Annotated in this window: 22 protein-coding genes and 1 other RNA gene; 10 read left to right on the top strand and 13 right to left on the bottom strand. The window is 70.3% G+C overall.

Annotated elements, in window-relative coordinates; all coding sequences use genetic code 11:
• Positions 1-69: 69 nt before the first annotated feature.
• Together ED92_RS08400 and ED92_RS08395 are read right to left on the bottom strand one after the other, a co-directional pair.
• Positions 70-1,368, bottom strand: a complete 1,299-nt coding sequence (locus tag ED92_RS08400) for a hypothetical protein (RefSeq protein ID WP_037334929.1) — start codon at positions 1,366-1,368, stop codon at positions 70-72.
• Positions 1,365-2,381: a glycosyltransferase family 2 protein gene (locus ED92_RS08395; RefSeq protein ID WP_037334926.1), complete on the bottom strand. Its 1,017-nt coding sequence runs from the start codon at positions 2,379-2,381 to the stop codon at positions 1,365-1,367. Before ED92_RS08395 ends, ED92_RS08400 begins: the two co-directional genes overlap by 4 nt.
• Positions 2,382-2,442: 61 nt before the next feature.
• Here ED92_RS08395 and ED92_RS08390 point away from each other — a divergent pair, with 61 nt between their 5' ends.
• Positions 2,443-3,555 carry a UDP-N-acetylglucosamine 2-epimerase gene (locus tag ED92_RS08390; RefSeq protein WP_037334923.1) on the top strand — a complete coding sequence of 371 codons (1,113 nt, stop codon included), beginning with the start codon at positions 2,443-2,445 and terminating at the stop codon, positions 3,553-3,555.
• Between the two features lie 90 nt (positions 3,556-3,645).
• Here ED92_RS08390 and recR read toward each other — a convergent pair whose 3' ends face one another.
• Together recR and ED92_RS08380 are read right to left on the bottom strand one after the other, a co-directional pair.
• Entirely contained in the window at positions 3,646-4,242 is a 597-nt protein-coding gene (recR, locus tag ED92_RS08385; RefSeq protein ID WP_005166260.1) for a recombination mediator RecR, read from the bottom strand.
• A gap of 1 nt (position 4,243) precedes the next feature.
• Positions 4,244-4,600 carry a YbaB/EbfC family nucleoid-associated protein gene (locus ED92_RS08380; RefSeq protein WP_007035126.1) on the bottom strand — a complete coding sequence of 119 codons (357 nt, stop codon included), beginning with the start codon at positions 4,598-4,600 and terminating at the stop codon, positions 4,244-4,246.
• Positions 4,601-4,689: 89 nt separating this feature from the next.
• Between ED92_RS08380 and ED92_RS08375 the strand changes: the two genes are divergently transcribed.
• On the top strand, positions 4,690-5,538 hold the full coding sequence (locus ED92_RS08375; RefSeq protein ID WP_081975725.1) for an N-acetylmuramoyl-L-alanine amidase: 849 nt from the start codon (positions 4,690-4,692) through the stop codon (positions 5,536-5,538).
• Between the two features lie 327 nt (positions 5,539-5,865).
• Here ED92_RS08375 and ED92_RS08370 read toward each other — a convergent pair whose 3' ends face one another.
• A complete protein-coding gene (locus ED92_RS08370) occupies positions 5,866-7,896 on the bottom strand; it encodes a DNA polymerase III subunit gamma and tau (protein WP_037334920.1) in 2,031 nt (676 codons plus the stop codon).
• Between the two features lie 29 nt (positions 7,897-7,925).
• Between ED92_RS08370 and ED92_RS08365 the strand changes: the two genes are divergently transcribed.
• The gene (locus ED92_RS08365; protein WP_037334918.1) at positions 7,926-8,759 is read left to right on the top strand and encodes a spermidine synthase; all 834 of its coding nucleotides are present in this window, start codon (positions 7,926-7,928) and stop codon (positions 8,757-8,759) included.
• A gap of 8 nt (positions 8,760-8,767) precedes the next feature.
• Here ED92_RS08365 and ffs read toward each other — a convergent pair.
• Positions 8,768-8,862, bottom strand: an RNA gene (ffs, locus tag ED92_RS41625) — signal recognition particle sRNA small type.
• 46 nt (positions 8,863-8,908) lie between these two features.
• Between ffs and ED92_RS08360 the strand changes: the two genes are divergently transcribed.
• Positions 8,909-9,799: a serine/threonine dehydratase gene (locus ED92_RS08360; RefSeq protein ID WP_037334916.1), complete on the top strand. Its 891-nt coding sequence runs from the start codon at positions 8,909-8,911 to the stop codon at positions 9,797-9,799.
• On the opposite strand, the gene ED92_RS08355 is transcribed toward ED92_RS08360, so the two are convergent.
• Together ED92_RS08355 and ED92_RS08350 are read right to left on the bottom strand one after the other, a co-directional pair.
• Positions 9,777-11,258: a cell wall metabolism sensor histidine kinase WalK gene (locus ED92_RS08355; protein ID WP_037334913.1), complete on the bottom strand. Its 1,482-nt coding sequence runs from the start codon at positions 11,256-11,258 to the stop codon at positions 9,777-9,779. The two genes, ED92_RS08360 and ED92_RS08355, sit on opposite strands and share 23 nt — an antisense overlap.
• Entirely contained in the window at positions 11,236-11,985 is a 750-nt protein-coding gene (locus ED92_RS08350; RefSeq protein WP_037334910.1) for a response regulator transcription factor, read from the bottom strand. The genes ED92_RS08355 and ED92_RS08350 overlap by 23 nt, the downstream gene beginning before the upstream one ends.
• Before the next feature lie 169 nt (positions 11,986-12,154).
• On the opposite strand from ED92_RS08350, the gene ED92_RS08345 reads away from it, so the two are divergent.
• Complete coding sequence (locus ED92_RS08345) at positions 12,155-12,700, top strand: hypothetical protein (protein WP_037334908.1); 546 nt, start codon at positions 12,155-12,157, stop codon at positions 12,698-12,700.
• On the opposite strand, the gene ED92_RS08340 is transcribed toward ED92_RS08345, so the two are convergent.
• A complete protein-coding gene (locus ED92_RS08340) occupies positions 12,694-13,752 on the bottom strand; it encodes a hypothetical protein (RefSeq protein WP_037334905.1) in 1,059 nt (352 codons plus the stop codon). The two genes, ED92_RS08345 and ED92_RS08340, sit on opposite strands and share 7 nt — an antisense overlap.
• A 52-nt stretch (positions 13,753-13,804) precedes the next feature.
• Here ED92_RS08340 and ED92_RS08335 point away from each other — a divergent pair, with 52 nt between their 5' ends.
• The 3 genes from ED92_RS08335 to ED92_RS08325 all read left to right on the top strand — a co-directional run bounded on the left by ED92_RS08335 (position 13,805) and on the right by ED92_RS08325 (position 15,921).
• The gene (locus ED92_RS08335) at positions 13,805-14,974 is read left to right on the top strand and encodes a sensor histidine kinase (protein ID WP_037334902.1); all 1,170 of its coding nucleotides are present in this window, start codon (positions 13,805-13,807) and stop codon (positions 14,972-14,974) included.
• Positions 14,971-15,624 carry a response regulator transcription factor gene (locus ED92_RS08330; protein ID WP_037334899.1) on the top strand — a complete coding sequence of 218 codons (654 nt, stop codon included), beginning with the start codon at positions 14,971-14,973 and terminating at the stop codon, positions 15,622-15,624. The genes ED92_RS08335 and ED92_RS08330 overlap by 4 nt, the downstream gene beginning before the upstream one ends.
• Positions 15,625-15,705: 81 nt before the next feature.
• On the top strand, positions 15,706-15,921 hold the full coding sequence (locus ED92_RS08325) for a hypothetical protein (RefSeq protein ID WP_016337955.1): 216 nt from the start codon (positions 15,706-15,708) through the stop codon (positions 15,919-15,921).
• Between the two features lie 92 nt (positions 15,922-16,013).
• Here the strand turns inward: ED92_RS08325 and ED92_RS08320 are convergent, their stop codons facing one another.
• Positions 16,014-16,484 carry a nitroreductase/quinone reductase family protein gene (locus ED92_RS08320; protein ID WP_037334897.1) on the bottom strand — a complete coding sequence of 157 codons (471 nt, stop codon included), beginning with the start codon at positions 16,482-16,484 and terminating at the stop codon, positions 16,014-16,016.
• A 117-nt stretch (positions 16,485-16,601) separates the two neighbouring features.
• Here ED92_RS08320 and ED92_RS08315 point away from each other — a divergent pair, with 117 nt between their 5' ends.
• The gene (locus tag ED92_RS08315; protein WP_037334894.1) at positions 16,602-17,291 is read left to right on the top strand and encodes a TetR/AcrR family transcriptional regulator; all 690 of its coding nucleotides are present in this window, start codon (positions 16,602-16,604) and stop codon (positions 17,289-17,291) included.
• On the opposite strand, the gene ED92_RS08310 is transcribed toward ED92_RS08315, so the two are convergent.
• Both ED92_RS08310 and ED92_RS08305 read right to left on the bottom strand, forming a co-directional pair.
• The gene (locus ED92_RS08310) at positions 17,275-17,898 is read right to left on the bottom strand and encodes a TetR/AcrR family transcriptional regulator (protein WP_016337958.1); all 624 of its coding nucleotides are present in this window, start codon (positions 17,896-17,898) and stop codon (positions 17,275-17,277) included. The genes ED92_RS08315 and ED92_RS08310 overlap by 17 nt on opposite strands.
• 9 nt (positions 17,899-17,907) lie before the next feature.
• Positions 17,908-18,102 (bottom strand): hypothetical protein, encoded by a 195-nt coding sequence (locus ED92_RS08305; RefSeq protein WP_037334891.1) that lies wholly within the window; start codon positions 18,100-18,102, stop codon positions 17,908-17,910.
• A gap of 169 nt (positions 18,103-18,271) precedes the next feature.
• Between ED92_RS08305 and ED92_RS08300 the strand changes: the two genes are divergently transcribed.
• Complete coding sequence (locus ED92_RS08300; protein ID WP_037334888.1) at positions 18,272-19,795, top strand: 3-hydroxyacyl-CoA dehydrogenase; 1,524 nt, start codon at positions 18,272-18,274, stop codon at positions 19,793-19,795.
• Between the two features lie 64 nt (positions 19,796-19,859).
• Here the strand turns inward: ED92_RS08300 and ED92_RS08295 are convergent, their stop codons facing one another.
• Entirely contained in the window at positions 19,860-22,682 is a 2,823-nt protein-coding gene (locus tag ED92_RS08295) for a PQQ-dependent sugar dehydrogenase (RefSeq protein ID WP_037334883.1), read from the bottom strand.
• Between the last annotated feature and the right edge of the window lie 63 nt (positions 22,683-22,745).

Genomic DNA, 22,745 nt, shown 5'->3' with positions numbered 1-22,745 from the left:
GAATTCGCTGTCCAACCCTATTCGGCGTCAAGACGCCACCCGCTCGCGGCGCGCGATGGCGCGGCCACACTATCGAGACGTTTCGGACGGTCGCGCGTTGCCCGGCTCGGGCGTGCCCCTCACCACGAACGCCATCACGACCAGCAGGCCGACGGTGGGTCCGGCGGCGAGCCCGACGACGGCGCGCACGACCGTGTCGCCGGGGAAGAACAGCAGGACCAGCGCGGTCGCGACGACGACGGCTGCCCAGGTGATCAGCACCTTCGTCGCTTTGGCCTGCGCGACCAGGACGGCGGCGAGTAACTGCATCGCGGCCAGCAGCACCGACGACCAGACCAGCCCGGCCATCCACCAGGCCTCGGGATCGTTCTTGGCGCCGTAGACCAGGCGCACCACCCACGGGCCGATGAGCCAGCCGATCAGCGCGCCGAGCGCCGCGAGCGCCAGCGCGCCCGCCGAACCGAGCGCGAGGAGCTTCCGCAGCCGGTGCTTGCCCTCCTCGGTGCTGGACAGGCGCACCACGGTCGGGACCGCGAGGGCCTGGACCGGCGCCATCAGCGTGAGCGGCGTCCTCGCCACGAACAGGGCGAGGAAGAGCACGCCGAGCGCGTCCTTGTCACCGCCGGGCGCGAGCAGGCTGACCAGTGCCGGGTAGCCGGTGATGACGCTCGCGGTGAGCCCCGCGCCCGCCAGCAGCATCAGCATGTTCGTGACGATCGGCCGCGCGGGCTCGTCGGCGTCCAGCTTCGGGTCGACCAGTTTGGCGGCGCCGCGGGCGAACAGCAGCCAGGCGAACGAGCCGGTCGCGGCGGCGATGGCGAACCAGTACAGCTGGGTGAGCCCGGCGACCACCAGCGCGGCGACCACGAGGATCCGCACGGCGGCCTCGACCAGGATCAGCCACGAGTAGGACCGGACGTGGTCCTGGCCGATCAGCAGACCGCGCGCGGCGAACTGGAAGGCGAACGACAGCCCGCCCGCGAGCACGATCACGGCGAGCGCGAACTGGCCGCCGTAGACCTTGTCGGTCACCGCCGGGATCAGCGTGAACAGGGCCGCGACGGCGACCGCGACCAGGCTGGTGACGAAGGCGAGCACCGCCGGACGGCCCGCCTTGCGGCCTTCGAGCGCGGCGTGCGCGGACTGGCGCGAGATCTCCTGTTCGAGCGGGGACAGGGCCGCGCCCAGCCCCATCAACATGCCCCAGAAGGAGAGCAGGACCGCGTTGTCGGCAGGCGACAGCGTCCGGCCCCAGACGACGGTGAGGACGTAGCCGAGCGCGATGGCGATCAGCAGGTAGACACCGATGCGACCGGCGGATTTCCCGGTGTCCTTCGCCAGTTTTTCGCTGCTCACCGCGCTGCTCATTTACGGAGCCGCGCCCGCAGCGCCATGAAGAGGCCTCGGAGTGCCCCGGCGCCGAAGCCGGCGGCGAAGACCGGGGTGAGCTGGGCGACGGCCTTGGCCTCGGCCTTGGTCGCGCCGAACTTCGTCACCGCGAACCCGGCGGCCGTCGACCCCGCGGCGGCCAGCGCGACGGCGGTCTTCGGGCGCTTCGCGGCGACACCGAGACCGAGCACGCCGACGGCCATCGCGGCGAACAGGCCGTTGCGCGCGGGCCCGGGCGACGCGAGATACGAATCGACGAACGTGGTGCCGCGGAAATACGACTGCCCGACGAACTTCTTGAACGAATCGCGGCCGTGGTAAGTCGCGGAGAAGTCCGGGGCGAGGAAGATGCGGTGGCGTTCCGCGATCCAGCGCAGAACACCCGTGTCGTCACTGGCGAAACGGACGTCTTCGAAGAGCGACTCGAACGCGTTGGACGAATCCTCGAGAACGTCCTTCGGCGCGGAAAAGAATCCGGTGCCTTTCGGGAAGACGTCGAACTCCTCGATACCGAACGACATCAACCGCGGGTTCGCGCAATAACGGCGCCACGGGATCTTGACCAGCCCGGCCATGAATCCCGCGTACGGATTGTGTTCGGACGCGACGTTGATGTGACCGTTCCACACCGTGCGCTCGGGGTGGTCGACGAGCTGGTCGCGGAGGAAGGTGAGCGAACCCGGGTCGACGATCACGCGGCTGTCGAGCAGCAGGATCTGCCGCCCCGACGCCTTCGCGATGCCCGCGCGGCGCGCCTCGAACCGGCCGCTGTTCGGCTGGGTGAGCACGGTGATGCCGTACAGCTCCTGCAGCTTGGCGAGCTTGCCGCCGGTGCCGTCGGTGCTGCCGTCGTCGACCACGACGACCTCGACCGGCCAGTTCGCCACCTGTGCCGACGCGATCAGCGCGCCGACACTGCGGTCGATCCAGTCCTGCTCGTTGTAGACCGGGATCACGACGGACAGGGCCGGGAGGAGCGAATTCGCACTCACCCCGGCGAGGCTACCTTGCGCGGCCCACCAGTATCCTTCGGGCACCGCAGACCCCGACAGAATGGCTCTTCCGGTGATTTCCTTCATTCTCGGCACCACGGCGGAACTGATCAAAATCGCGCCGGTCTACCACGGCATCCTCGAACGCGGGGTCCGGCCGAAGATCTGGTTCACCGCCCAGCACGTCGACGAGGTCTCGGACGTTCTCGCCGACCTGGACCTGCCCGAGCCCGACGTCTGGCTCGTGCCGAAGGAGAAGGCGCACAACCTGGAGTCGCCCGCGCAGGTGCCGGGCTGGGCCGCGCAGGTGCTGCGGACCGCGTGGGGCCGCCGGGCCGAGCTGAAGGCCGCGCTGGTCGAGGACGGGCGTCCGCCGCTGGTGCTGGTGCACGGCGACACCTTCACCACGCCGTACGGCTCGCTCATCGGGAAGCGGATCCTCAAGTCGCGGGTCGGGCACGTCGAGGCGGGTGCGCGGTCGGGCAGCATCATGTCGCCGCTGCCGGAGGAGCTGAACCGGAAGATCGCCGCGAAGATCGTCGACATGCACTTCGCGCCCAGCGCGCGTGAGGTGAACAACCTCCGCAACGCCCGCGGCGTCGTCGTCGACACCGAGGCGAACACCGCGATCGACGCGATGCGGATGGCCATCAACGGGCCGCTGGACGTCGAGGGCCTGCCGGAGAAGTTCGGCCTCGCCACCCTGCACCGCTTCGAACTGGTCTCGCGCGCGGACAAGTACCGCGAGGCGCTGGAGATCCTGCGCGAGCAGAGCAAGCAGATGCCGATCCTCTACATGGCGGGCGCGCCCGAGCGCGAGAAGATCCGCGCGCTCGGCCTGGCGAACCTGTTCGACGAGAAGAACTTCATCATCCAGCCGAAGATGCGGTACCTGAAGTTCCTGCCGCTGGTCGCGCGGGCCGAGTACGTCGTCACCGACTCGGGCGGCCTTTCGGCCGAGTGCTACTACCTCGGCCTGCCGTGCGCCGTGCACCGCGAGCGCACCGAGACGCCGCAGCACCTCGGCGAGACCGTCGTGCTGACCGAGATGCGCGGGGACAAGCTGCAGAACTTCCTCGACACCTACCAGAACCGCCGCGGCGAGTCCTGGGTCGACAAGTTCCACCCGTCGGAGATCATCGTCGACACGCTGGCGCGGCTGGGCTACTGCTGACGCTTCGCGCTCGCTCTCGGATGTCATGAAAGGGCCGTTCAGGACGTTTTTCGTCCTGAACGGCCCTTTCATGACATCTGGAGCTAGAAGCTAAAGAGCTCGCCGTCCCGAGAGCGCCCGGCCCAGCGTCAGCTCGTCCGCGAACTCCAGGTCACCGCCCATCGGCAGACCCGACGCCAGCCGCGTCACGGTCAGCCCGGGGAAGTCGCGAAGCATCCGCACGAGATACGTCGCGGTCGCCTCGCCTTCGGTGTTCGGGTCGGTCGCGATGATGATCTCGCTGATCTCCGCGCCACCGATCCGCGCGAGCAGTTCACGCATGCGCAACTGCTCGGGTCCGATACCGGACAACGGGTCCAGCGCGCCGCCGAGCACGTGGTAGCGGCCCTTGAACTCGCGCGTCCGCTCGACCGCGAGGACGTCCTTCGGCTCCTCGACCACGCAGATGACCGTGAGGTCGCGGCGGGTGTCGCGGCAGATCCGGCAGGTCTCCTGCTCCGAGACGTTGCCGCAGACCTCGCAGAACTGCACGCCTTCCTTGACCTTGCCGAGTACTTCCTGCAAGCGCGCGATATCCGCGGGATCGGCCGCCAGCAGGTGGAAGGCGATCCGCTGCGCGCTCTTGGGACCGACGCCGGGCAGCCGCCCGAGCTCGTCGATCAGATCCTGGACGACACCCTCGTACAAGCTAGCCGCCGAGCCCGGGGAAGCCGCCGAGGTCCGGCATCCCGCCGCCGAGGCCGCCGGCGAGCGGGCCGAGCTTCTGCTCGGTGAGCTTCTGCGCGTTGGCCGAAGCGTCGCGGACGGCCGCGACGACCAGGTCGGACAGGGTCTCGACGTCGTCGGGGTCGACCACCTTGGGGTCGATGGACAGCGACTTGAGCTGGCTGTCGCCGGACACGGTCGCGGTGACCAGGCCGCCGCCGGAAGTGCCGGTCACCTCCGTGTTGGCCAGCTCTTCCTGGGCCTCGACCAGCTTCTGCTGCATCTGCTGTGCCTGCTGCATGATCTGCGACAGGTCGAAGCCGCCACCGGGTTGCACCATGATCCGATCGGTCCTCTCCTGGAAAATCCCGTGCCGCCTACCAGCCTAGCCGCCACCCGTGTGGCACCGTGGGCGCCGTGCGACGACGGATGGGCCTGGTGCTGGCGATCGGATTGACGCTGTTCACGGCGTGCGGGGTGGACACCCCCGCGTCTTCGCCGTCGAGTCCGCCGCCGCCCGGCACCACCACGGTGTTCACCACCCTTCCGCGACCGAGCTCCACGACGAGCGCTCCGCCTTCGAGCGCGCCTCAGCCGCCTCCGAGCAGCCAGCAGCCGCCGAAAACCGGCAAGGTCGTCGTGCTGGATCCCGGTCACAACGGCGGCAACTCCGGCAAGCCCGGCGAGATCAACAAGCAGGTCCCGGCGGGGCGCGGCAAGACGAAACCGTGCAACACCACCGGAACCTCGACGAATTCCGGCTACACCGAGCACGCGTTCACCTGGGACGTCTCGCAGCGGATCTCGCAGGCGTTGGTGGCCAAGGGAATCCGCGTCATCCTCACCCGGCAGAACGACACCGGCGTCGGGCCGTGCGTCAACGAACGCGCCGCGATCGGGAACGACGCCGGGGCGGACGCGGTCGTCTCGATCCACGCGGACGGCTCGAATTCCGCCGGGGCGCACGGTTTCCACGTCGCCTACTCGGCGCCGCCGCTGAACGCCCAGCAGGGCGAGCCGTCGATGAGGCTCGCGACCGCGTTGCGGGACGGTCTCCGCACGGGCGGCTTCCCGACCTCGACGTACCTCGGTGCGAACGGGCTCGCCCCGCGCGCCGACCTCGGCGGGCTCAACCTCTCGACCCGTCCCGCCGCGCTCGTCGAATGCGGGAACATGCGCAACGCCGCCGAGGCCGCCGCGATGGCGAGCGAAGAGGGACGGCAGCAGTACGCGGCCGTCATCGCGAAGGCGATCGAGGACTACCTCGCGGCGTCGTGATGGAGTCGGCGGTGCGAGCGGGCTCGCCACCGGGGCCTGGCCTGCCTCTCAGACTGTCCAAAAGGGACACTTTTCGAGATTAAGACGTCCGATGCGGGCACTTGCGCGGTATGACCCTGGGGTCGTGCATCACGACATCAATCGGGCACCCGGACCGGTGACACTCCTCGGCCGGACCCGCGCCGAAGGCCTCGGCGCGCTGCGTGTCCCGCGTACGACCAGCAAGCCGGGCTCGTCACCAGCGTCCGGCAGGGCAGTGACCCGCTCACCCCCGCGTTTCGTCCTCTGGATGCGGTACTTGCGTGTGCAACTACCGCATTCAGAGGACTACTTGCGTTCGTCGAGGGGGCGGGCGTTGAGGTGGTCGGCGAGCAGCTTCCGGGCGATCTCTTCCGGATCCTGCTCGGGCGGGAGCGGCGGAGGCGGCGGCGCGGGGCTCGCGTCCTCGTTGTAGAGGTCCTCGTCCTCCTCGACCGGCTCGGGCGGGAGCGGGATGTCCGGCTCGCTCGTCGTCACCTTGGGCCGCTGAGGCTCCGGCTTCGGCGCCGGGGCCGCCGGAGGGGCGCTGGGCGCCTCGGCGGACCGGCGGGTGAAGGAACGCTCGGGCGCGGGTGGCGGCGGCGCGGCCTTCGGCGCGGCGGCCTGCCTGGCCGGTGCGGCGCCGTGGACGCAGCGCACCTGCCAGTCGCCGCCGAAGACCTCCTTCAGCGCGGCCGCGACCCGCTCCGCGTTGTGCGGCTCGGAAAGCCGCCGGGCCAGCGGCTCCGCGCTGTGCGTGAGGGTGACGGCGCGCCCCTCGACGCTCACGACGCTCGCCTGCGTGAGCATCGCTTCGGTGCTGCGGCCGCCCGGCACCTTGCGGATCGCGGCGAGCACCTGCGGCCAGCGGCCGCGGATCCCGTCCGCGTCGGTCGCATCGCCCGAAGCCGCGGCCGGGGCTGGCGCGGGTGCGGCGGGCGGCGGGGTCGGCGCGGAAGGACGTTGCGGGGCAGGCCGTTCGGCGACCGGCTCGGGCCGGCGGGCGGGCTGGGCGGCCTGTTGCACCGGAGCCTGCTGCGGAGCGGGCGCGGCGGCGGCTCGTTGCGACGGCCGCTGGAACTCGCGGACGGGCTCCCCCGAGGGCGGAGCGGCCGGGGCGGGCGCGGACTGCGCCACCGGAGCGGCTTGCGCCGGAGCAGCGGCGACGGGTGCCGGGGCCGAAGCGGCGCGGCGCTCGAGCCGTTCGAGGCGGGCGAGCAACGCGTCGGTGCTCTCCGCGACCGACGGCAGCAGCATCCGCGCCGTCAGCAGCTCCAGCACAAGCCGCGGCGAGGTCGCGCCCCGCATCTCCAGGAGTCCATTGTGGACGATGTCGGCGTAACGCGAGAGCGTGGCGGGCTCCAGTTTGCCCGCCTGCTCCTTCATCTTCTTGAGCTCGTCGTCCGGCGCGGAGACGAGGCCGCGTTCCCCCGCGTCCGGCACCGAACGCAGCATCACCAGGTCGCGCAGGCGGTCGAGCAGGTCGGTGGCGAACCGGCGCGGGTCGTGCCCGGCCTCCGCGAGCCGCTCGACGGTGCCGAACACGGCGGCCGCGTCGTCCGCGGCCAGCGCGTCGACCATGCCGTCGATGAGCGCGACGTCGGTGACGCCCAGCAGCGACACCGCGCGCGAGTAGTCGACGCCGTCCGGCCCGGCGCCGGCCAGCAGCTGGTCGAGCACAGACTGCGTGTCCCGCGCCGAACCCCCGCCCGCGCGGATGACCAGCGGATACACCGCGGGCTCGACCGTCGCGCCCTCGGCGGCGACGTTGCGTTCCAGCAGTTCGCGCATGGAGCTGGGTGGGATCAGCCGGAAGGGGTAGTGGTGCGTCCGCGACCGGATGGTGGGGAGCACCTTGTCCGGTTCGGTGGTCGCGAAGATGAAGATCAGGTGCTCGGGCGGCTCTTCCACGATCTTCAGCAGGGCGTTGAAGCCCTGCGTGGTGACCATGTGCGCCTCGTCGATGATGAAGACGCGGTAGCGCGAGTCGGCCGGGGCGTAGAACGCCCTGTCCCGCAGCTCGCGGGCGTCGTCGACACCACCGTGGCTGGCCGCGTCGAGCTCGGTGACGTCGACGCTGCCGGGGCCTTCGGGCGCGAGGTTGCGGCACGAGTTGCACTCGCCGCACGGATCCGGCGTCGGGCCCTTCGCGCAGTTCAACGACCGCGCCATGATGCGGGCGCTGGACGTCTTGCCGCAGCCGCGCGGGCCGGAGAAGAGGTAGGCGTGGTTGATGCGACCGGCGGCCAGCGCGGTGCGCAGCGGATCGGTCACATGCTCCTGCCCGACGACCTCGGCGAAGGTAGCCGGACGGTACTTTCGGTATAGAGCTAGAGCCACGCGGCGAGACTACCGGGAGGGCCCGACAGGTGAGACCGGCACCGACCCCCGGCAGGTATCCGGTGCGCTTCGGCATCGCCGAACTGCTCCAGGACGCCGACCGTCCCAACGCCCGGATGATCTCGGTCGACGGCGTCGCCCAATCGCACGTCAACCTCGACGACCCTTTGGACCTCGAGTTCGACTACATCCGCCGGATCGCCGACGTCGTCGACTGCCTCGGCGAAGGCCCGCTCGACGTGCTGCACGTCGGCGGGGCGGCCTGCACGCTGCCCCGCTACCTCGCGGCGGCGCGGCCGCGATCACGGCAGCTGGTCTTCGACGCCGACGGTGAGCTCGTCGCGCTCGTCCGCGAGCAGCTGGGCCTGAAGGGGCTGAAGGTCCGTGTCGGCGACGGCCGCGAAGGCGTCTCCGGCAGGTACGACGCTTCGGCCGACTTGGTCATCGTGGACGCTTTCGAACGCGGGATCCTGGCCGGCGGGCTCGCGACCGTCGAGTTCACGAACGAGATCGCGCGGGTCCTCCGCCCGGGCGGAACCTACGTCGCCAACGTGTCGGACGGGCCGAACCTGCCGTTCCTTCGCCGGTTCTTGGCGACGCTGGCGGATTCCTTCCCCCACCTGGCGATCCTGGCCGAGCCGGGCGTCCTCCGGGGACGCCGGTTCGGGAACATCGTGGTCGCCGCTTCCCGCGTCGAGCTCCCGGTCGCGGACCTGACCCGCCGCGCCGCTTCGTCGGCGTACCCGGCGCGCTGCGTCGCGGGAGAGGACCTACGGCAGCTCCAGGGCAAGGCGAAACCCATCACGGACGCGGAAGCCCTGCCGTCGCCCGTGCCGCCGAAGGATGTGTTCGGGATCTTCTAGCCCCAAAAAAAAGGGGATCCCGCGCACCCGTCAGAGCTTGCTTATCCTTGCTGCCTTCCGGCCCTGGGGAGGTTCACAAGATGGACGCCGCGCGGGATCCGGGGACCAGTGTAGTCACTCCCGTCCCGGCATGGAGGACAGTGGGGGGTATGAGTACTCCGACCTGGGAAGATGTCCTCAAGGCCGCCGAAGCCGTTCATCCGTTCGTGCGGCGCACGCCGGTGTTGCGCGCCGAGGTCGACGGGCGGCCGCTGGTCCTCAAACTGGAGCATCTGCAGCGGAGCGGATCGTTCAAACTGCGGGGCGCGGTGAACGCGCTGGTGAGCGGCCCGTTGCCGGAACGGGTGCTGACGGCGTCCGGCGGCAACCACGGGCTGGGCGTGGCGACGGCGGCTTCGCTGCTGAATCTGCCTGCGACGGTGTACGTGCCGGAGTCGGCTCCGCAGGCGAAGACGGTCCGGATCGAGGCCACGGGCGCGAAGCTCATCCGTCACGGAGCGACGTACGCCGAGGCGGCCGCGAAGGCACTCGAAGCCGCCGCTGAGCCGGGTACGCGGTATCTGCACGCGTACGACGATCCTGCCGTCGTCGCCGGTCAGGGCACCGTCGCGGCTGAAGTGGTCCAGGACGCGCCGGACGTCGACGCGTTCCTGGTCGCGGTCGGCGGTGGCGGGCTGGTCGCGGGGACGTCGCTGGCCGGGTTGCCGACGTTCGCCGTCGAGCCGGAGCGGTGCCGCGCGCTGGGCGCCGCGCTGGAGGCGGGCGAGCCGGTGGACGTGGAGATCGACTCGGTGGCCGCGTCCGCGCTGGGCGCGACCAGGGTCGGGGACGTCCCGTTCGCCGTGCTCCGGGACCGGGTGACGTCCGTGCTGGTCAGCGACGAGGAACTGCTCGCCGCGCGGGACCGGCTCTGGGAGGAGTTCCGCCTCGCCGTCGAACCGGCCGCCGCGGTGCCGTTCGCCGCGTGGCTGGCCGGACGCACCGAAGGCGATCTGCCCTGCGTCATCCTCTGCGGCGCTAACAGTGAGTGGCGGCCCTGAGCACCACCCGGAACTCCGTGCGCCCCGGACGGCTGGCGACGCCGACCTGCCCGCCGTGCGCGGCGACGACGGCCGCGACGATGGCCAGCCCGAGCCCGGTGCTGCCCGCCGCCCGCGATCGTGAGTCGTCGCCGCGGGCGAAACGTTCGAAGACCTCCGGGAGGATCTGCGGCGGAATCCCCGGCCCACCGTCGACAATGGACAGTGTCACCGTCGAGTCCACTATGGACAGCGACGTGGTGACCTCGGTGCCGTCCGGGGTGTGCGTGCGCGCGTTGCCGAGCAGGTTGATCACCACCTGATGCAGCTGATCCGCGTCGCCGAGGACGGTGATCGGCTCCGGCGGCACCTCCAGCAGCCATTTGTGCTCCGGCCCGGCGACGTGCGCGTCGGCGACGGCGTCCGCGACCAGGCGCGAGAGGTCCACCGGCTGGTGCACCACCGGGCGGCCGGAGTCGAGCCGCGCGAGCAGCAGCAGATCCTCGACCAGGCCCGTCATCCGCGTCGATTCCGACTCCACGCGGCCCATCGCGAACGCGATGTCCGGCGGCACCTCGGAACCGGAGCGCCGGGTGAGTTCCGCGTAGCCGCGGATGGCCGCGAGCGGCGTCCGCAGTTCGTGGCTGGCGTCCGCGACGAACCGGCGCACCCGGCTTTCGCTGGCCTGCCGGGCGGAAAGCGCGTTCGAGATGTGGCCGAGCATGCGGTTGAGCGCGAACCCGACCTTCCCGACCTCGGTCCGCGGATCCGTGTCCACTTCGGACACTCGCTCGGACAACGCGACCTCGCCGCGATCCAGCGGGAGTTCGGCGACCCTGGTCGCGGTGGCGGCCAGGCGGTCGAGGGGTTTCATGGTGCGCCGCACGGTCACCGCGCCGAGCGCGCCCGCCAGCAGGATGCCGCCGACGGCGACCCCGCCGAAGATGAAACCGAGGCTCCACAACGTATCCGTGACGTCCTTGGTGGGCAGCCCGGTGATCGCGACGCCGCCGCCCGCCGTCTTCTTCGCCACGACGCGGTATTCCCCGAGCGACCCGAGGTTCACGTCGGTCGGTTTGTCACCCGTCGCCGACCGCATCAGGGTGGCGATCTGGGTGGGGCTGATCTCGTCGTGCGGGAACGGATCGGTGACCTTCGCGTCGTAGCTGGACCGCAGCACCGCCGCGAGCACGCGTCCGTCCGGGAACACGTTCACGAACAACGAACCGGTGCTCTGCCCATACGCGCGAAGGCCCTCGGGAACCCTTTCCCCGCCGGGACGGCCAGGTGGCGGCGGACGGCTCGCGCGTTCGCTGGTCTCGGCGAGGCGGGCATCGAGCTGGTCGATCAGGAAACTCCGCAACGCCAGTTCGGTGACCACGCCGACCACCAGGCAGACGAGCGCGAGCAGGCCCGCGACCTGTGCGATCAGCCGCCGCCGCAGGGACCACGGCCGCCTACCCCGCGGGTTTGAGGACATACCCGGCGCCGCGCATCGTGTGGATCATCGGTTCCCTGTCGGCGTCGATCTTCTTGCGGAGATAGGAGATGTAGAGCTCGACGATATTGGCCTGGCCGCCGAAGTCGTAGCTCCACACCCGGTCCAGGATCTGCGCCTTGGACAGCACACGCTTCGGATTGCGCATGAGATAACGCAGCAGTTCGAACTCGGTCGCGGTCAACGGCACCAGATCGCCGCCGCGGTGCACCTCGCGACTGTCCTCGTCCAGGGTCAGGTCGCCGACGACGAGCGTCGACCCGCTCGGCCCGGCGACCCCGCCCGCGCGGCGGAGCAGCGCGCGCAACCGCAGCGCGACCTCCTCCAGGCTGAACGGTTTGGTGACGTAGTCGTCGCCGCCCGCGGTGAGCCCGGCGATCCGGTCCTCCACCGCGTCCTTCGCGGTCAGGAACAGCACCGGCAGGTTCGGCACCTCGGAACGCAGGCGGCGCAGGACCTCCAGGCCGCTCATATCCGGCAGCATGACGTCCAGCACCACCGCGTCCGGCCGGAATTCCCGCGCGACGCGGACGGCCTCGGTGCCGTCGGCGGCGGTGCGGATGTCCCAACCCTCCATGCGCAGCGCCATCGACACGAGTTCGGACAAGGTCGCCTCGTCGTCGACGACCAGCACCCGCACGGGGCTGCCGTCGGCACGGCGCAGGCCGGCCTTCGCGGAACCGGACGAAGGGACGTTCACACTGGTCATGGTGCCATCCTGGGCGGCGCCGATGAGGCTTCTCTGTGTGCCGCCTGTGCGTTTCCTGTGAACGATCACCCTGCCGGGTGCGAGTCACAGCGCGTGCCCACCGGCGGCACAGCTCCCGCACAGCGACGGCGCCGACCATGGCCGCAACCGAGTACAGGGAGGCGTCCAGATGACCGAACCGACCGAACCCGCCGAATGGGGTGCGCCCGCCCCGGAAGGCGAACCGAAGAAGACCTGGTCGGGGCGCAAAACCGCGATCGCGGCCGGGGCGGCGGTGGTGATCGCCGCCGGCGGCGGTGCCGCGATCTGGGCCGGGACCGCCGCGAACGGCGCCGAACGGGGCACGATGACGGGCGGTCCTGGCGGCGGCCGGGTGCTCATGGGCCCCGGCGGGGGCATGCCTCGCGACACGCTGCACGGCGACTTCGTCGTCTCCGACGGCAAAGGCGGCTACAGCACCGAGCGGACGCAGACCGGGGAGGTCACCGAGGTCAGCGCGACCTCCGTCAGCCTGACCAGCAAGGACGGCTACAAGCAGGTCTACACGATCGACGCGTCGACCATGAAGACCGGCGAACCCAAGGTCGGCGAGACGGTGATGGTGACCGCAAAGGTCACCGGGAACACCGCGACGGCGACGACCATCGGCAAACCAGGACAGAACCAGCGCGGTGGGCCGCCCGGACAGGGCCAGGACGGTCAGCGGCGCTACTGAGCCACCACCGCGAACAACGCGGCGGCCGTTTCGGCGGGTTCCTGCCCTGAGGTGTCGAGGACGACACGGTCGCCGCCGGATGCACGCATCCGGGCCGCTTCGGCGACCGCGCGGGCGGCCACCCGGTCACGCACACCGGGTGGCGCGCCGCGAAGTTCGTCGCCCGCCAGCAAGGCGGACTCGCCTTCGGCCCGGCGCCGGACTCGCTCGGTGAGCGTGGCGTCGTCCGCGTCGAGGTGCACGACGCTGACGGCGTCGAAGACCCGCCGATGCTCCGGGCGGAATTCCCGGGCCACGACGATCAGCCGCTTCGCCCCCGCGTCGCGATAGCCGCTCCAGACGGCCGAAAGGAGCGCCGCTTCCCGTGCCGGATCCGGGCCGGGGTGCGCGAAGCCGAGTTGCGCGAGATCGACGTAGGCCACGGGTATCCCGCGCTCCCAGAGATCCCGGAGCGCGCCGAACGCGGCGGTCGACTTGCCGACCGCCGTCGGGCCGGTCACCACGGTCACCGGTCCGGGCTGCGGCTGTCCCGCGTCCGGCGGGCGAACGGTTCCAGTGTCCAAGGTGCAGCGGTGGAACAGCGTTTCGACGGTCTGCTCGGGCCGCTGGCCGGTCGTGTCCATCGCCTCGCCGAAACCGGCGCGGTCGTAGACGTCCGCCACCGCGAAGAGGTCGGGCAAGGCCGCGGCGGGTGAGCCACGGCCGAGGAAGCGGCTCCGGAGCTCGTCGCGATCGCATGTCAGCCGGATGAGCGTGAGGTCGAAGCCCGGGTCTTCGATGTACGGCTTCGCCGGGTCCACCACCCCGGACACGACGATCTGCGCGGTGCCTCGCAGGACTTCCAGCACGCGCAGCAGATTGGCCGCCTTGATCGCGTGCGCGGCGTCCCCGCCGCCGGGCGGCGGGCCGATCAGCCCGAGCTGGTCGATGTCGACATACGCGACGCTGCCGCCCGCTCGCGTCAGGCGGGTGTACAAACCCCAGGCGGTGGTCGATTTCCCGGTTCCCGGTGCCCCGGTCGTCCAGAGCACGGGTGTCTTCGCTGCCCCCATGGGTTTCGATCTTAGGAACCCCTGTCCAGCGAAATAGGGCAGAGTTGAGCCCGTGCGGGACATCAGCGGTTCGTTGGCGAGGCAGGCGTGCGCGGTCGCGGCCGTCTGCCTGATCGCCGACGCCGGGCTGTTCCTCATCGCCGGTCCGCCACTCTCACTGGGCTGGCAGGCTTGGGTTCTCCTGATCGGCGGCATCCTCGCCAACGCCGCGCTCGCCGGACCTTCGCGGTACTCCGGCTGGGTTTCCGCCGCGCACGGCGCGTTGCTGGCCGCCGCGCCGCTCCTGCTGTTCCCGTACGACCATTACCTGCAGGCCACCAACGCCGGCGTGCTGATCGCGGGCTACCGCGCGGGCGCCTGGCTCGCGACCAAACCCGCGGTGGCCGCCCTGGTGACGATGCTCGCCGGGCTCGTCGCCTGCAATCTCATCCCGGTCGACCGCGGCGACCGGGACTGGCGCCTGCTGGTCATCGACGTCGGCGTGAGCGGTTTGCTGCCGTGGATGGTCGGCCGCTACACGACCGCGCGGCGCGCGTACATCGCCGATCTCCAGCGCGCGGAAGAACAACGGCAGCAGCACGAAGCCGAGGCCGTCCGCCGTGCCGTCGTCGAAGAACGCACGACGATCGCCCGCGATCTGCACGACGTGATCTCCCACCACGTCAGCGCGATCGGCGTGCACGCCGGCGCCGCGCGGCTCGGCCTGCCCGAAGGCGAACCCGCCGTCCGGCGTTCGCTCTCGGCGGTCGAATCGTCGAGCCGGGCCGCGATGGCCGATCTGCGGCGTCTGCTGGATCTGTTGCACGGCAAGGAGAACGGCGACGTCCAGCGGCAGCCGGGGCTGGACAACCTCGACGAGCTGCTCGACAACCTCCGCACCGCCGGGCTGCCCGCGCGGCTGACCAGCCACGGCGGGCCGCGCGAACTCCCCGGTTCGGTGGACATCGCGTTGTACCGCATCGCGCAGGAGGCGCTGACGAACGCGCTCCGGCACGGGGCCGGCGGAATCGTCGAGATCGACCTCGCCTACCGGCAGACGGAAGTACTCCTCACGATCACCAACGAGATCGGCCGTCCGAACGCGTCGGCCGAGTCGACGAAACGCGGTCTCGCCGGGATCAGGCAGCGGGTCGCGTTGTTCGGCGGACAAGCCGAATGCGGACCGCTCGACGACGGGCGGCACTGGCGGGTTCGAGTCGGTTTTCCTTTGGAGGCACAGTGATCCGGGTTCTGCTGGCCGACGACCACGCGATGTTCCGGTCCGGGATGCGCGCGGTGCTCGACACCCAGGCGGACTTCGAATGCGTCGGCGAGGCGGCGGACGGACGCGAGGCCGTCGCGCAGGCGGCCTCGCTGCGCCCGGACGTCGCCGTCCTCGACGTCCGGATGCCCAAATTGGACGGTCTGGCCGCGACCGAGGCCATCATGTCCGCGCCCGGCAACGACACCCGGGTCCTCGTGCTGACGACGTATGACTCCGACGAGTACGTGTATCGCGCGCTTCGCGCCGGTGCGAGCGGGTTCCTGCTGAAGAGCCTCGCGCCCGAAGAACTCGTCTCGGCCATGCGGGTGGCCGCGCGCGGCGACGCGCTGATCGACCCGTCGGTGACCCGGCGGCTGGTGTCGACCTTCGCCACCAGCATCGAACCCGCGGCCGCCGAACCGGCCGAACTCGAACGGCTCACCTCACGCGAACGCGAAGTCCTCCTGCTCGTCGCCGACGCCTCCAGCAACGCGGAGATCGCCGCGCATCTGCACGTCGGCGAGGAGACGGTGAAGACCCACGTCTCCCGGATCCTGGCGAAGCTCGGGCTGCGGGACAGGGTGCACGCCGTCGTCTACGCCTACCGCAACGGATTGGTGGGGAACTGACCCCGCCGGCTTGATCGGTTCGCCGGGCGGGGCGCCCGGTGCCAGAATCGCCACAGGGCACGTCGACGCTTGGAGCCGTGGATGAAACGCTGGGTCACGCTCACGATCGGGCTGGTCTTCCTGCTGGTCGGCGGCGTCTGGGTGCTGCAGGGCGCCGGCGTGCTGACCGGCAGTTTCATGACCGGGCAGAAGCTGTGGTTCCTGATCGGGCTCGTCGCGTTCCTGGTCGGGGTGGTGCTGGTGGCAGCCACCGCCCGCCGCACACGGCAGACCTCCGGTGAGGACCGGGCCGACTAGCCACGGTCGTTATCGCCGGACACGCGTGATCAGAGGCGTAACTCGCGTGATTGAGTGGCGAACACGCGTGATTGGACGGCGAACTCTCGGCATCAGGCGATCTTGAAGATCGGGTAGCCGGGCGCGATCTCCAGCAGCTTCTCGTCCGACGCCTTCGCGTCGACACCGTCGAAGAAGACACCGACCTCGAACTTCCAGCGCTTGAGGTACGCACGCAGGATTTCGGGCTTCTCGTGGTCGGCGAGTTCGGTGTAGGTGAACGTCTCGGTGCGGCGTCCGACGCTGAGCTGCCCCTCGCCGGCGACGCGCAGGTTCCGCACCCACTGCGTGACACCGCGCGGAGCGACCAGGTAGCGCTCGCCGCCCAGCTTCAGCAGGTTGACCGGGACGGAGCGCAGTTCGCCGCTCTTGCGGCCCCGGACCGAGAGCACCCGGCTGCCCAGGACGCTGACGCCGAGCTTCGTCAGCTTGAGCACGAACTCGTTGAACGCGTTGGTCGCCTTGGCCGGTTTGACGTAACGGCTCGCGGCAGTAGCGGTGGTGGCGGCGGCGTTGGTGGTCATTTCGTCTCCTCGAAGCCTGCGAGAGCGGTGCTCTCTGTTAAGAGCAGTGAACACTAGAGCAGTGCGCCATGTCAAGAGCAGTGCTCTCTTTTTGGTGCAATGCTCTACAGTGAGAGCATGGCCGCCACTCAGACCGCGCGCGAACGTGCCCGCGCCGAGCTCACCCGTGAGATCAAGGACGAAGCCCGCCGCCAGCTCGCCGAAGTCGGCGCGCTCGGCCTCTCGCTCCGCGCGGTCGCGCGAGAGCTGGGCATGGTGTCGTCCGCGCTCTACCGGTACTTCTCCAGCCGCGAGGAGCTGCTGACCGCCCTGATCGTCGACGCCTACAACGCCGTCGGAGAAGCCGCGGAGGCCGCCGACGACCCGAAGAAGAGCCCGCTGGAACGCTGGGACTCGATTTGGCACGCGGTTCGCGCCTGGGCGAAGGCACATCCGCACGAGTACGCGCTGATCTACGGTTCGCCGATCCCCGGCTACCAGGCCCCGCAGGACACCGTCGCCCCCGCCGGCCGGGTGGCCTTCGCGCTGGTCGCTGTCCTGCGCGACGCGAACCTCCGCGTCGAGACCGAGGTCGGCGAGATGCCGGTCGAGCTGCTGCACCAGCTCGACGCGCTCACCGAAATCCTCAAGGTCAACCTCGGCCCCGAAACCGCCTCCCGGCTGATCATGGCCTGGACCCAGCTGTTCGGGATGATCAACTTCGAGCTGTTCGGCCAGTACGTCGGCTCCGTCGACCCGTCGGACGCCTTCTTCGCGCACGGGGTCCGTCAGATGGCCGAGTTCACCGGGATCAAGATGACCGGCTGAGCGCGGTCCACGAGCGCATCAGCAGCTGGACGGCGTCGACGACGTCCTCGTCGCCGGTTCCCTCCGGGCTGAGGAAGCGCTGCAACAGGAGACCGTCCTCGAGCGCGTGCACGATCAGCGCGAGGAAGGCCGGATCGGCGGGCGGTTCCGCGCCCCGCGCGGCGAGCTCGGTCCGGATCGACGTCTCCAGCAGTGCCCTTGTCGACTTCTCGCCTTCGCCGACGAGCGGGCGGGCGTCGGGATTCCGCAGCGCGTACAAGGCCAGCTCGGTGCGCAGCGTCAGCCAGCCGGCGAGGTGTTCGGCGCGCTCGACGTTCCACGCGCGCAGCCGGTCCATCATCTCGGCGAAGGAGCCGACGCCGTCACGCAACGCGGCGACCTCCTCGGCCTCGCGCTGGGTGCGGCGGCGCAGCAGTTCGACGACCAGCTCGTGTTTGCCGTCGAAGTTGCCGTAGAAGGCGCCGCGCGTGAAACCCGCCCGCTCGGCGATCTGCTCGACGGACGTGCCGTTGACCCCGCGTTCGGAGAACAGCTCGGCGGCCGCCGCGAGCAGGCGCTGCCTGGTCTGTTCGCGGCTTTCCTCCCGCGTCAAGCGTTTCGCCGTCACACGGCGATCTTAGAGTTCGGCCGCGGCCTTCCGGCCGGACAGCCACACCCCGCCCGCGAGGACGGCGGCGGCGACCACGACGGCCAGTGCGGTGAGCGACCACAACGCCTGACTCGCCAGGAACGCGGAGACCGCGCCGAAGAGAACGGCGACGAGGAGCAACGGCGTGGTCCGGACGGCTGCGGCGGCGGGGACGGTGGCCATGGGAGGTTTCCCTTCGGGGGTGGTGCGCGGAACACTCGGTTTTCGCGGAGGAGACCTCGCCGGCTCGGTGGCCTTACGCCGAGTGGCGCACGGATCACCCGTCCGGGCGAGATACCGGCGTGGCGGCTAGCGTCAGGACGGGACTACATCGACGGAAAGGCGGCTCGCGGTGGAGAAGTGGGCGGAGCAGGTCGGCAGGATCCGGGTCATCGGAACCGGGGTGATGGGCCGGGGCATCGTCCAGCTCGCCGTGACGGCGGGGCTCGAGGTCGAGCTCGCCGACGCCCGGCCCGAGGCGGTCGGCGAGGCCATCGACCACGTCGGCGCGATGCTGGGCAAGCTCGCCTCGAAGGGCAAGATCACCGATGAGGCCGCCGCGTCCGCGAAGGGCAGGCTGATCGCGGCCGAGGGCCCGCTGGCCCCCGCCGACGGAGTCGACCTCGTCGTCGAAGCGGTCCGCGAGGATCTGGAGATCAAACGCGCGCTGTTCGCCGAGCTGGAACGCGTCTGCGGTCCGGACACCGTGTTCGCCACCAACACCAGTTCGCTCTCGGTCACCGAGATCGGTGCCGCGCTGACCGATCCCGGCCGGTTGCTCGGGCTCCACTTCTTCAATCCGGTCCCGCTGATGCGGCTGGTCGAGGTCGTGCCCGGCGCGCGGACCGCCGCGTGGCTGCCGCCCGCCATGACCGAACTCGTCCGCGGCTGGGGACACGAACCGGTCCTCGCCCGCGACGCACCGGGTTTCCTGGTCAACCACGCCGGCCGCGGGCTCGGTACCGAGGCGCTGCAGATCCTCGCCGAAGGCATCGCGAGCCCGGCCGAAGTGGACCGCGTCGCCCGTGACGTGCTCGGCCTGAAACTCGGCCCGTTCGAACTGCTCGACCTCACCGGTCTCGACGTCTCGCACGCCGTGCTCGAAAGCATCTGGAGCGGCTTCCACAGCGAACCGCGGTTGCGGCCGTCGTGGCTGACGCGCCCCCGCGTCGCGGCCGGGCTCTTCGGCCGCAAGAACGGCGAAGGCTTCTACAGCTATGTCGACGGGCAGCAACAGGTCGAGCCGGAACCGGCCGCGCCGGAAGCCCCGGGCACCCCGGTATGGGTCGACGACGAACGCCTCGGCACGCTGCTCTCGGCGGCGGGTATCCAGGTCGTGCACTCCGCCTACCCCGACACGGTCCTGATCGTCAGCCCGATCGGGTCGTCCACTGTGGACACCGCACTCGCCGCGGGTCTGCCGCCGGAACGCGTCGTCGGCGTCGATCCCCTCGGCGGCTACGGGAAACGCCTGACACTCTCGGTCCACCCCGCGCTCGACCCGGCGGCCGGCCGCACCGCCTGGGGCGCGCTCGCCGCGACCGGTCTGCCGGTGACCGTGGTCCGCGACGGTCCCGCGCCGATCGCGCAGCGGCTCCTCGCGTCGATCGTCAACACCGCCTGTTTCATCGCCGGGCAACGGCTCGCGACGCCGGAGGACATCGACACCGCCGTCCGGCTCGGCCTCGGCTACCCGCGCGGGCCGCTGACCTGGGGTGACGAGGCGGGCGCGGAGCTCGTGCTGCGGGTCTTGCGTGGTCTCGTCGCGAGCACCGGCGACCAGCGCTACCGGCCGAGCGCCTGGCTCACCGAACGGGTCGCGCTCGGCCTGCCGCTGACGTCGGCGGGCACGTCACCGGCGGACCTCCTGCACTGAAGTACATGAAGGCCCCCTTCCTTGCGCCTGGCGCAAGGAAGGGGGCCTTCATGTACGTGACCGTTTACCAGCGGCGGTCGGTCACCGCACCGTTGGAGGCGTTCCAGAACACGTAACCGCCCTGGAAGTTGTTCTGCCGTCCGCCGGTGACGGCCATCTCGTCGGTGGTCGGATACCTCAGGTACCCGGCCTCCCAGCCGAGCGCTTCCCAACGCTGCCGGATGGCCCCGTAGACCCCGTGCGCGTCGGTCTGCATCGTCCAGTAGATCGAGCCGGCCTTGGTGAAGTGGACGTAGCGGCCGATACCGTCCGGCGTCTTCGCCTCTTCCATGGTCGGGTACCCCAGGGGTCCCGCCTCCCAGCCGAGCGCTTCCCACCTGACGCGGATCCGGCCCCAGATCGCGTGCGCGTCGGTCTGCACCGTGTAGTAGATGGACGCGTTCTTGCTGAAGTGGTTGTAGCGGCCGATCCGGTCGGGCGTGATGCTCTCGTCCGTGGTCGGGTAGCCGAGTTCACCGGCCTCCGCGCCCAGCGCCTTCCACTTCACGCGGATCCGGCCGAACACCGGATGCGCGCCCGTGTTCACCGTGTAGTAGATCGACGACTGCATCTTGCCGGGCCACATCGGGAAGTCGTTGTAGCGGCCGATGGTGTCCGGCGTGGTCATCTCGTCGGTCGCGGGCGGGCCGAATTCCTTGTGACCGCCCAGGGCGAGGTACTTCTTGAGGATCTCGCCCTCGATCTGCTTCACACCCGTGTCCTTCGACCAGTACAGCCGCCCGCGCTCGTAGGTGCGGAAGCGGACCGTGCCGTCGACGGCCTCGGGCGCGGTCGGCGCGCCGAGTCGTTGCGCCAGCGCGGGTTCGTCGCGGTAGCGCTTGTCGATCGGGGTGATGTAGTTCGCCGTGAGCGTCAGATCCGTGGTGCCCATGGTGATCTCGGTCAGCCGCCCGGTCGCGCCGTTCGACCAGCCGGTGAAGGTCGACGCGCCGTCCGAAGCGACCTCGGCCGCCTGGATCTCCACCTTCGCGCCTTCGACCACCATCGCCGACGAGGCCCCGCCTTCCGGCGTGATGCCCAGTGCCGCGGCGACGTTGCTGGTCAGCGTGAGCCGGTGCTCGCGAGGCTTCGCGATGTAGGTCTTCGAGACCTTGACGCCCGCGCTGTCGGTCGCCGTCGCGGTGAACTCCAGGTTGGAGTCAGTGTGATCGGTGAACGGCATGGCGAACTCGGGTCCGGTGCCGCTGTGGTCCGGATGCGCGTGGCAGACCGCGTTCTCGGGGCAGTGCCGGACCAGGGTGGTCCAGGTGACCGGGAGTGCGCCGTCCTCGGTGTCGGTCACGGTCGCGCCGACCTTGACCTCCTCGCCGACGGCGAACAGCCGCTCGCCGGGGTCGGTCATGGTCAGCTTCGGCGAGTGGTTCCCGGGCGCCACGGCGATGTCCGTGCTCCCGGACGCCTGCAGGCCGTCCTTCACCGTCAGCTTGGCGGTGAACTTCTCGGTGCCCGCCGGGTAGGCGTGGCTGACCTTCGCGCCGGCGCCGGTGGTGCCGTCACCGAAGTCCCACTCGTAGGTCAGCTGGTCGCCGTCGAAGTCGTAGGAACCGCTGCCGTCGAAGGTGACCGTGCGGGTTTCGGGGATCGTTTCGGAAGTGGCGACCGCGACCGGCGCCTTGTTCCCGGTGGTGTAGCTGAGCCGTCGCAGCAGACCGCTGTAGATGTCGGCGTAGACGATGTCGCCGTTGGCCGCGGCCAGGAACTTGACCGGGCCACCGATGCCGGTGAACTTCGGCGGCGTCTCCTGCGGGCGGACGACGCGGCCCTGCGTGTCGTACTTGGCCGTCCAGAGCTTCTGGGTGGCGTAGTCGCCGAAGAAGTACGCGCCCCGGTATTCCTCGGGGTACGACTCTCCATTGTAGACAATCCCGGCGGTGATGCTGTTGCCGTTGTCGACGCCCTGCCCGTGGCGGATCGCCAGCATCGGCGGCGTGTTCACGGCCGAAGCGCACTGCGGCATCGCGGAGAAACCGTCCGCGGGCTGGTTGCCCTCGAAGCAGGGCCAGCCGAGATTCGCGCCCTTCTGGACGAAGTTGATCTCTTCCCAGGTGCCCCAGCCGACGTCGCCGACCACCGGCAGGCCGGTGCTGGCGTCGAGGCTGAACCGGAACGGGCTGCGGAAGCCGCTCGCGAACACCTTGGAGCGCAAGGAGTTCGGGTTCGCCGCGGTGTAGTACGGGTTGTCGGGAACGCCCGCACCGTCCGCGGTGATGTGGAAGATCTTGCCGAAGATCTTGTCGAGGTCGTACACGTTGAGCGCGAACGGGTCGGCCGCGCCCTGGAACCGGGAGCTGTCGCCGGTCGAGACCCACACCGTGCCGTCGGGGGCGGCCACGACGCCGGTGATGCCGTGGATGTCGGTGTTGGCGGCACCCTCGATGAGCACCTTCTCGGCGGTCAGCCCGGTCGGCTCGGCGGTACCGGTGACCGTCCAGCGCGAGGCGCGCAGGGCGATCCCGCCGCCGGCGACGTCGACCGCGCGGGCCGTGTAGATCGTGCGGGAGGTGGCGAAGTCGGGCGCGATCGCGATTCCGACCAGCCCCAGGTCACCACTGCTGCGCACCGGCAGGGTGGCGATGCTCTTGGTCTGCCCGGTGGTGGACACCCAGGCGACGTTGCCCTGCTTCCCGGTGGTCAGCATCGAGCCGTCGGGCAGGTAGGCGAAGTCGGTCAGGTCGTACGGAGCCTGCCCGCTCTGCTGGTCACGCAGGACGAAGCCGGGCGGGAGCACCGGCGCCGCGGACGCGGATGTGGACGTCAGCGGCACCAGCAAGGTCACTATCAGCAACGTCACGAGGGCGTGACAGAGCGCACGGAATCTCGAAGGCATGCAAGGGCCCCTTTCCCCAGTCGAACGTCTCATCGAAGGGGCCTACGTGGACATTTCACACTT

Source organism: Amycolatopsis sp. MJM2582 (assembly GCF_000754115.1).
GTDB lineage: Bacteria > Actinomycetota > Actinomycetes > Mycobacteriales > Pseudonocardiaceae > Amycolatopsis > Amycolatopsis japonica.
The sequence above is the reverse complement of the archived record's forward strand: the minus strand, read 5'-3'. Positions and strand labels throughout refer to the sequence as shown.

Excerpts from the sequence above, each read along its gene's own strand:
- ED92_RS08400 (WP_037334929.1), bottom strand. The coding sequence starts at position 1,368 with ATGAGCAGCGCGGTGAGCAGCGAAAAACTGGCGAAGGACACCGGGAAA.
- ED92_RS08390 (WP_037334923.1), top strand. The coding sequence starts at position 2,443 with ATGGCTCTTCCGGTGATTTCCTTCATTCTCGGCACCACGGCGGAACTG.
- ED92_RS08380 (WP_007035126.1), bottom strand. The coding sequence starts at position 4,600 with ATGGTGCAACCCGGTGGCGGCTTCGACCTGTCGCAGATCATGCAGCAG.
- ED92_RS08375 (WP_081975725.1), top strand. The coding sequence starts at position 4,690 with ATGGGCCTGGTGCTGGCGATCGGATTGACGCTGTTCACGGCGTGCGGG.
- ED92_RS08360 (WP_037334916.1), top strand. The coding sequence starts at position 8,909 with ATGAGTACTCCGACCTGGGAAGATGTCCTCAAGGCCGCCGAAGCCGTT.
- ED92_RS08355 (WP_037334913.1), bottom strand. The coding sequence starts at position 11,258 with ATGTCCTCAAACCCGCGGGGTAGGCGGCCGTGGTCCCTGCGGCGGCGG.
- ED92_RS08350 (WP_037334910.1), bottom strand. The coding sequence starts at position 11,985 with ATGACCAGTGTGAACGTCCCTTCGTCCGGTTCCGCGAAGGCCGGCCTG.
- ED92_RS08345 (WP_037334908.1), top strand. The coding sequence starts at position 12,155 with ATGACCGAACCGACCGAACCCGCCGAATGGGGTGCGCCCGCCCCGGAA.
- ED92_RS08340 (WP_037334905.1), bottom strand. The coding sequence starts at position 13,752 with ATGGGGGCAGCGAAGACACCCGTGCTCTGGACGACCGGGGCACCGGGA.
- ED92_RS08325 (WP_016337955.1), top strand. The coding sequence starts at position 15,706 with ATGAAACGCTGGGTCACGCTCACGATCGGGCTGGTCTTCCTGCTGGTC.
- ED92_RS08320 (WP_037334897.1), bottom strand. The coding sequence starts at position 16,484 with ATGACCACCAACGCCGCCGCCACCACCGCTACTGCCGCGAGCCGTTAC.
- ED92_RS08315 (WP_037334894.1), top strand. The coding sequence starts at position 16,602 with ATGGCCGCCACTCAGACCGCGCGCGAACGTGCCCGCGCCGAGCTCACC.
- ED92_RS08305 (WP_037334891.1), bottom strand. The coding sequence starts at position 18,102 with ATGGCCACCGTCCCCGCCGCCGCAGCCGTCCGGACCACGCCGTTGCTC.
- ED92_RS08295 (WP_037334883.1), bottom strand. The coding sequence starts at position 22,682 with ATGCCTTCGAGATTCCGTGCGCTCTGTCACGCCCTCGTGACGTTGCTG.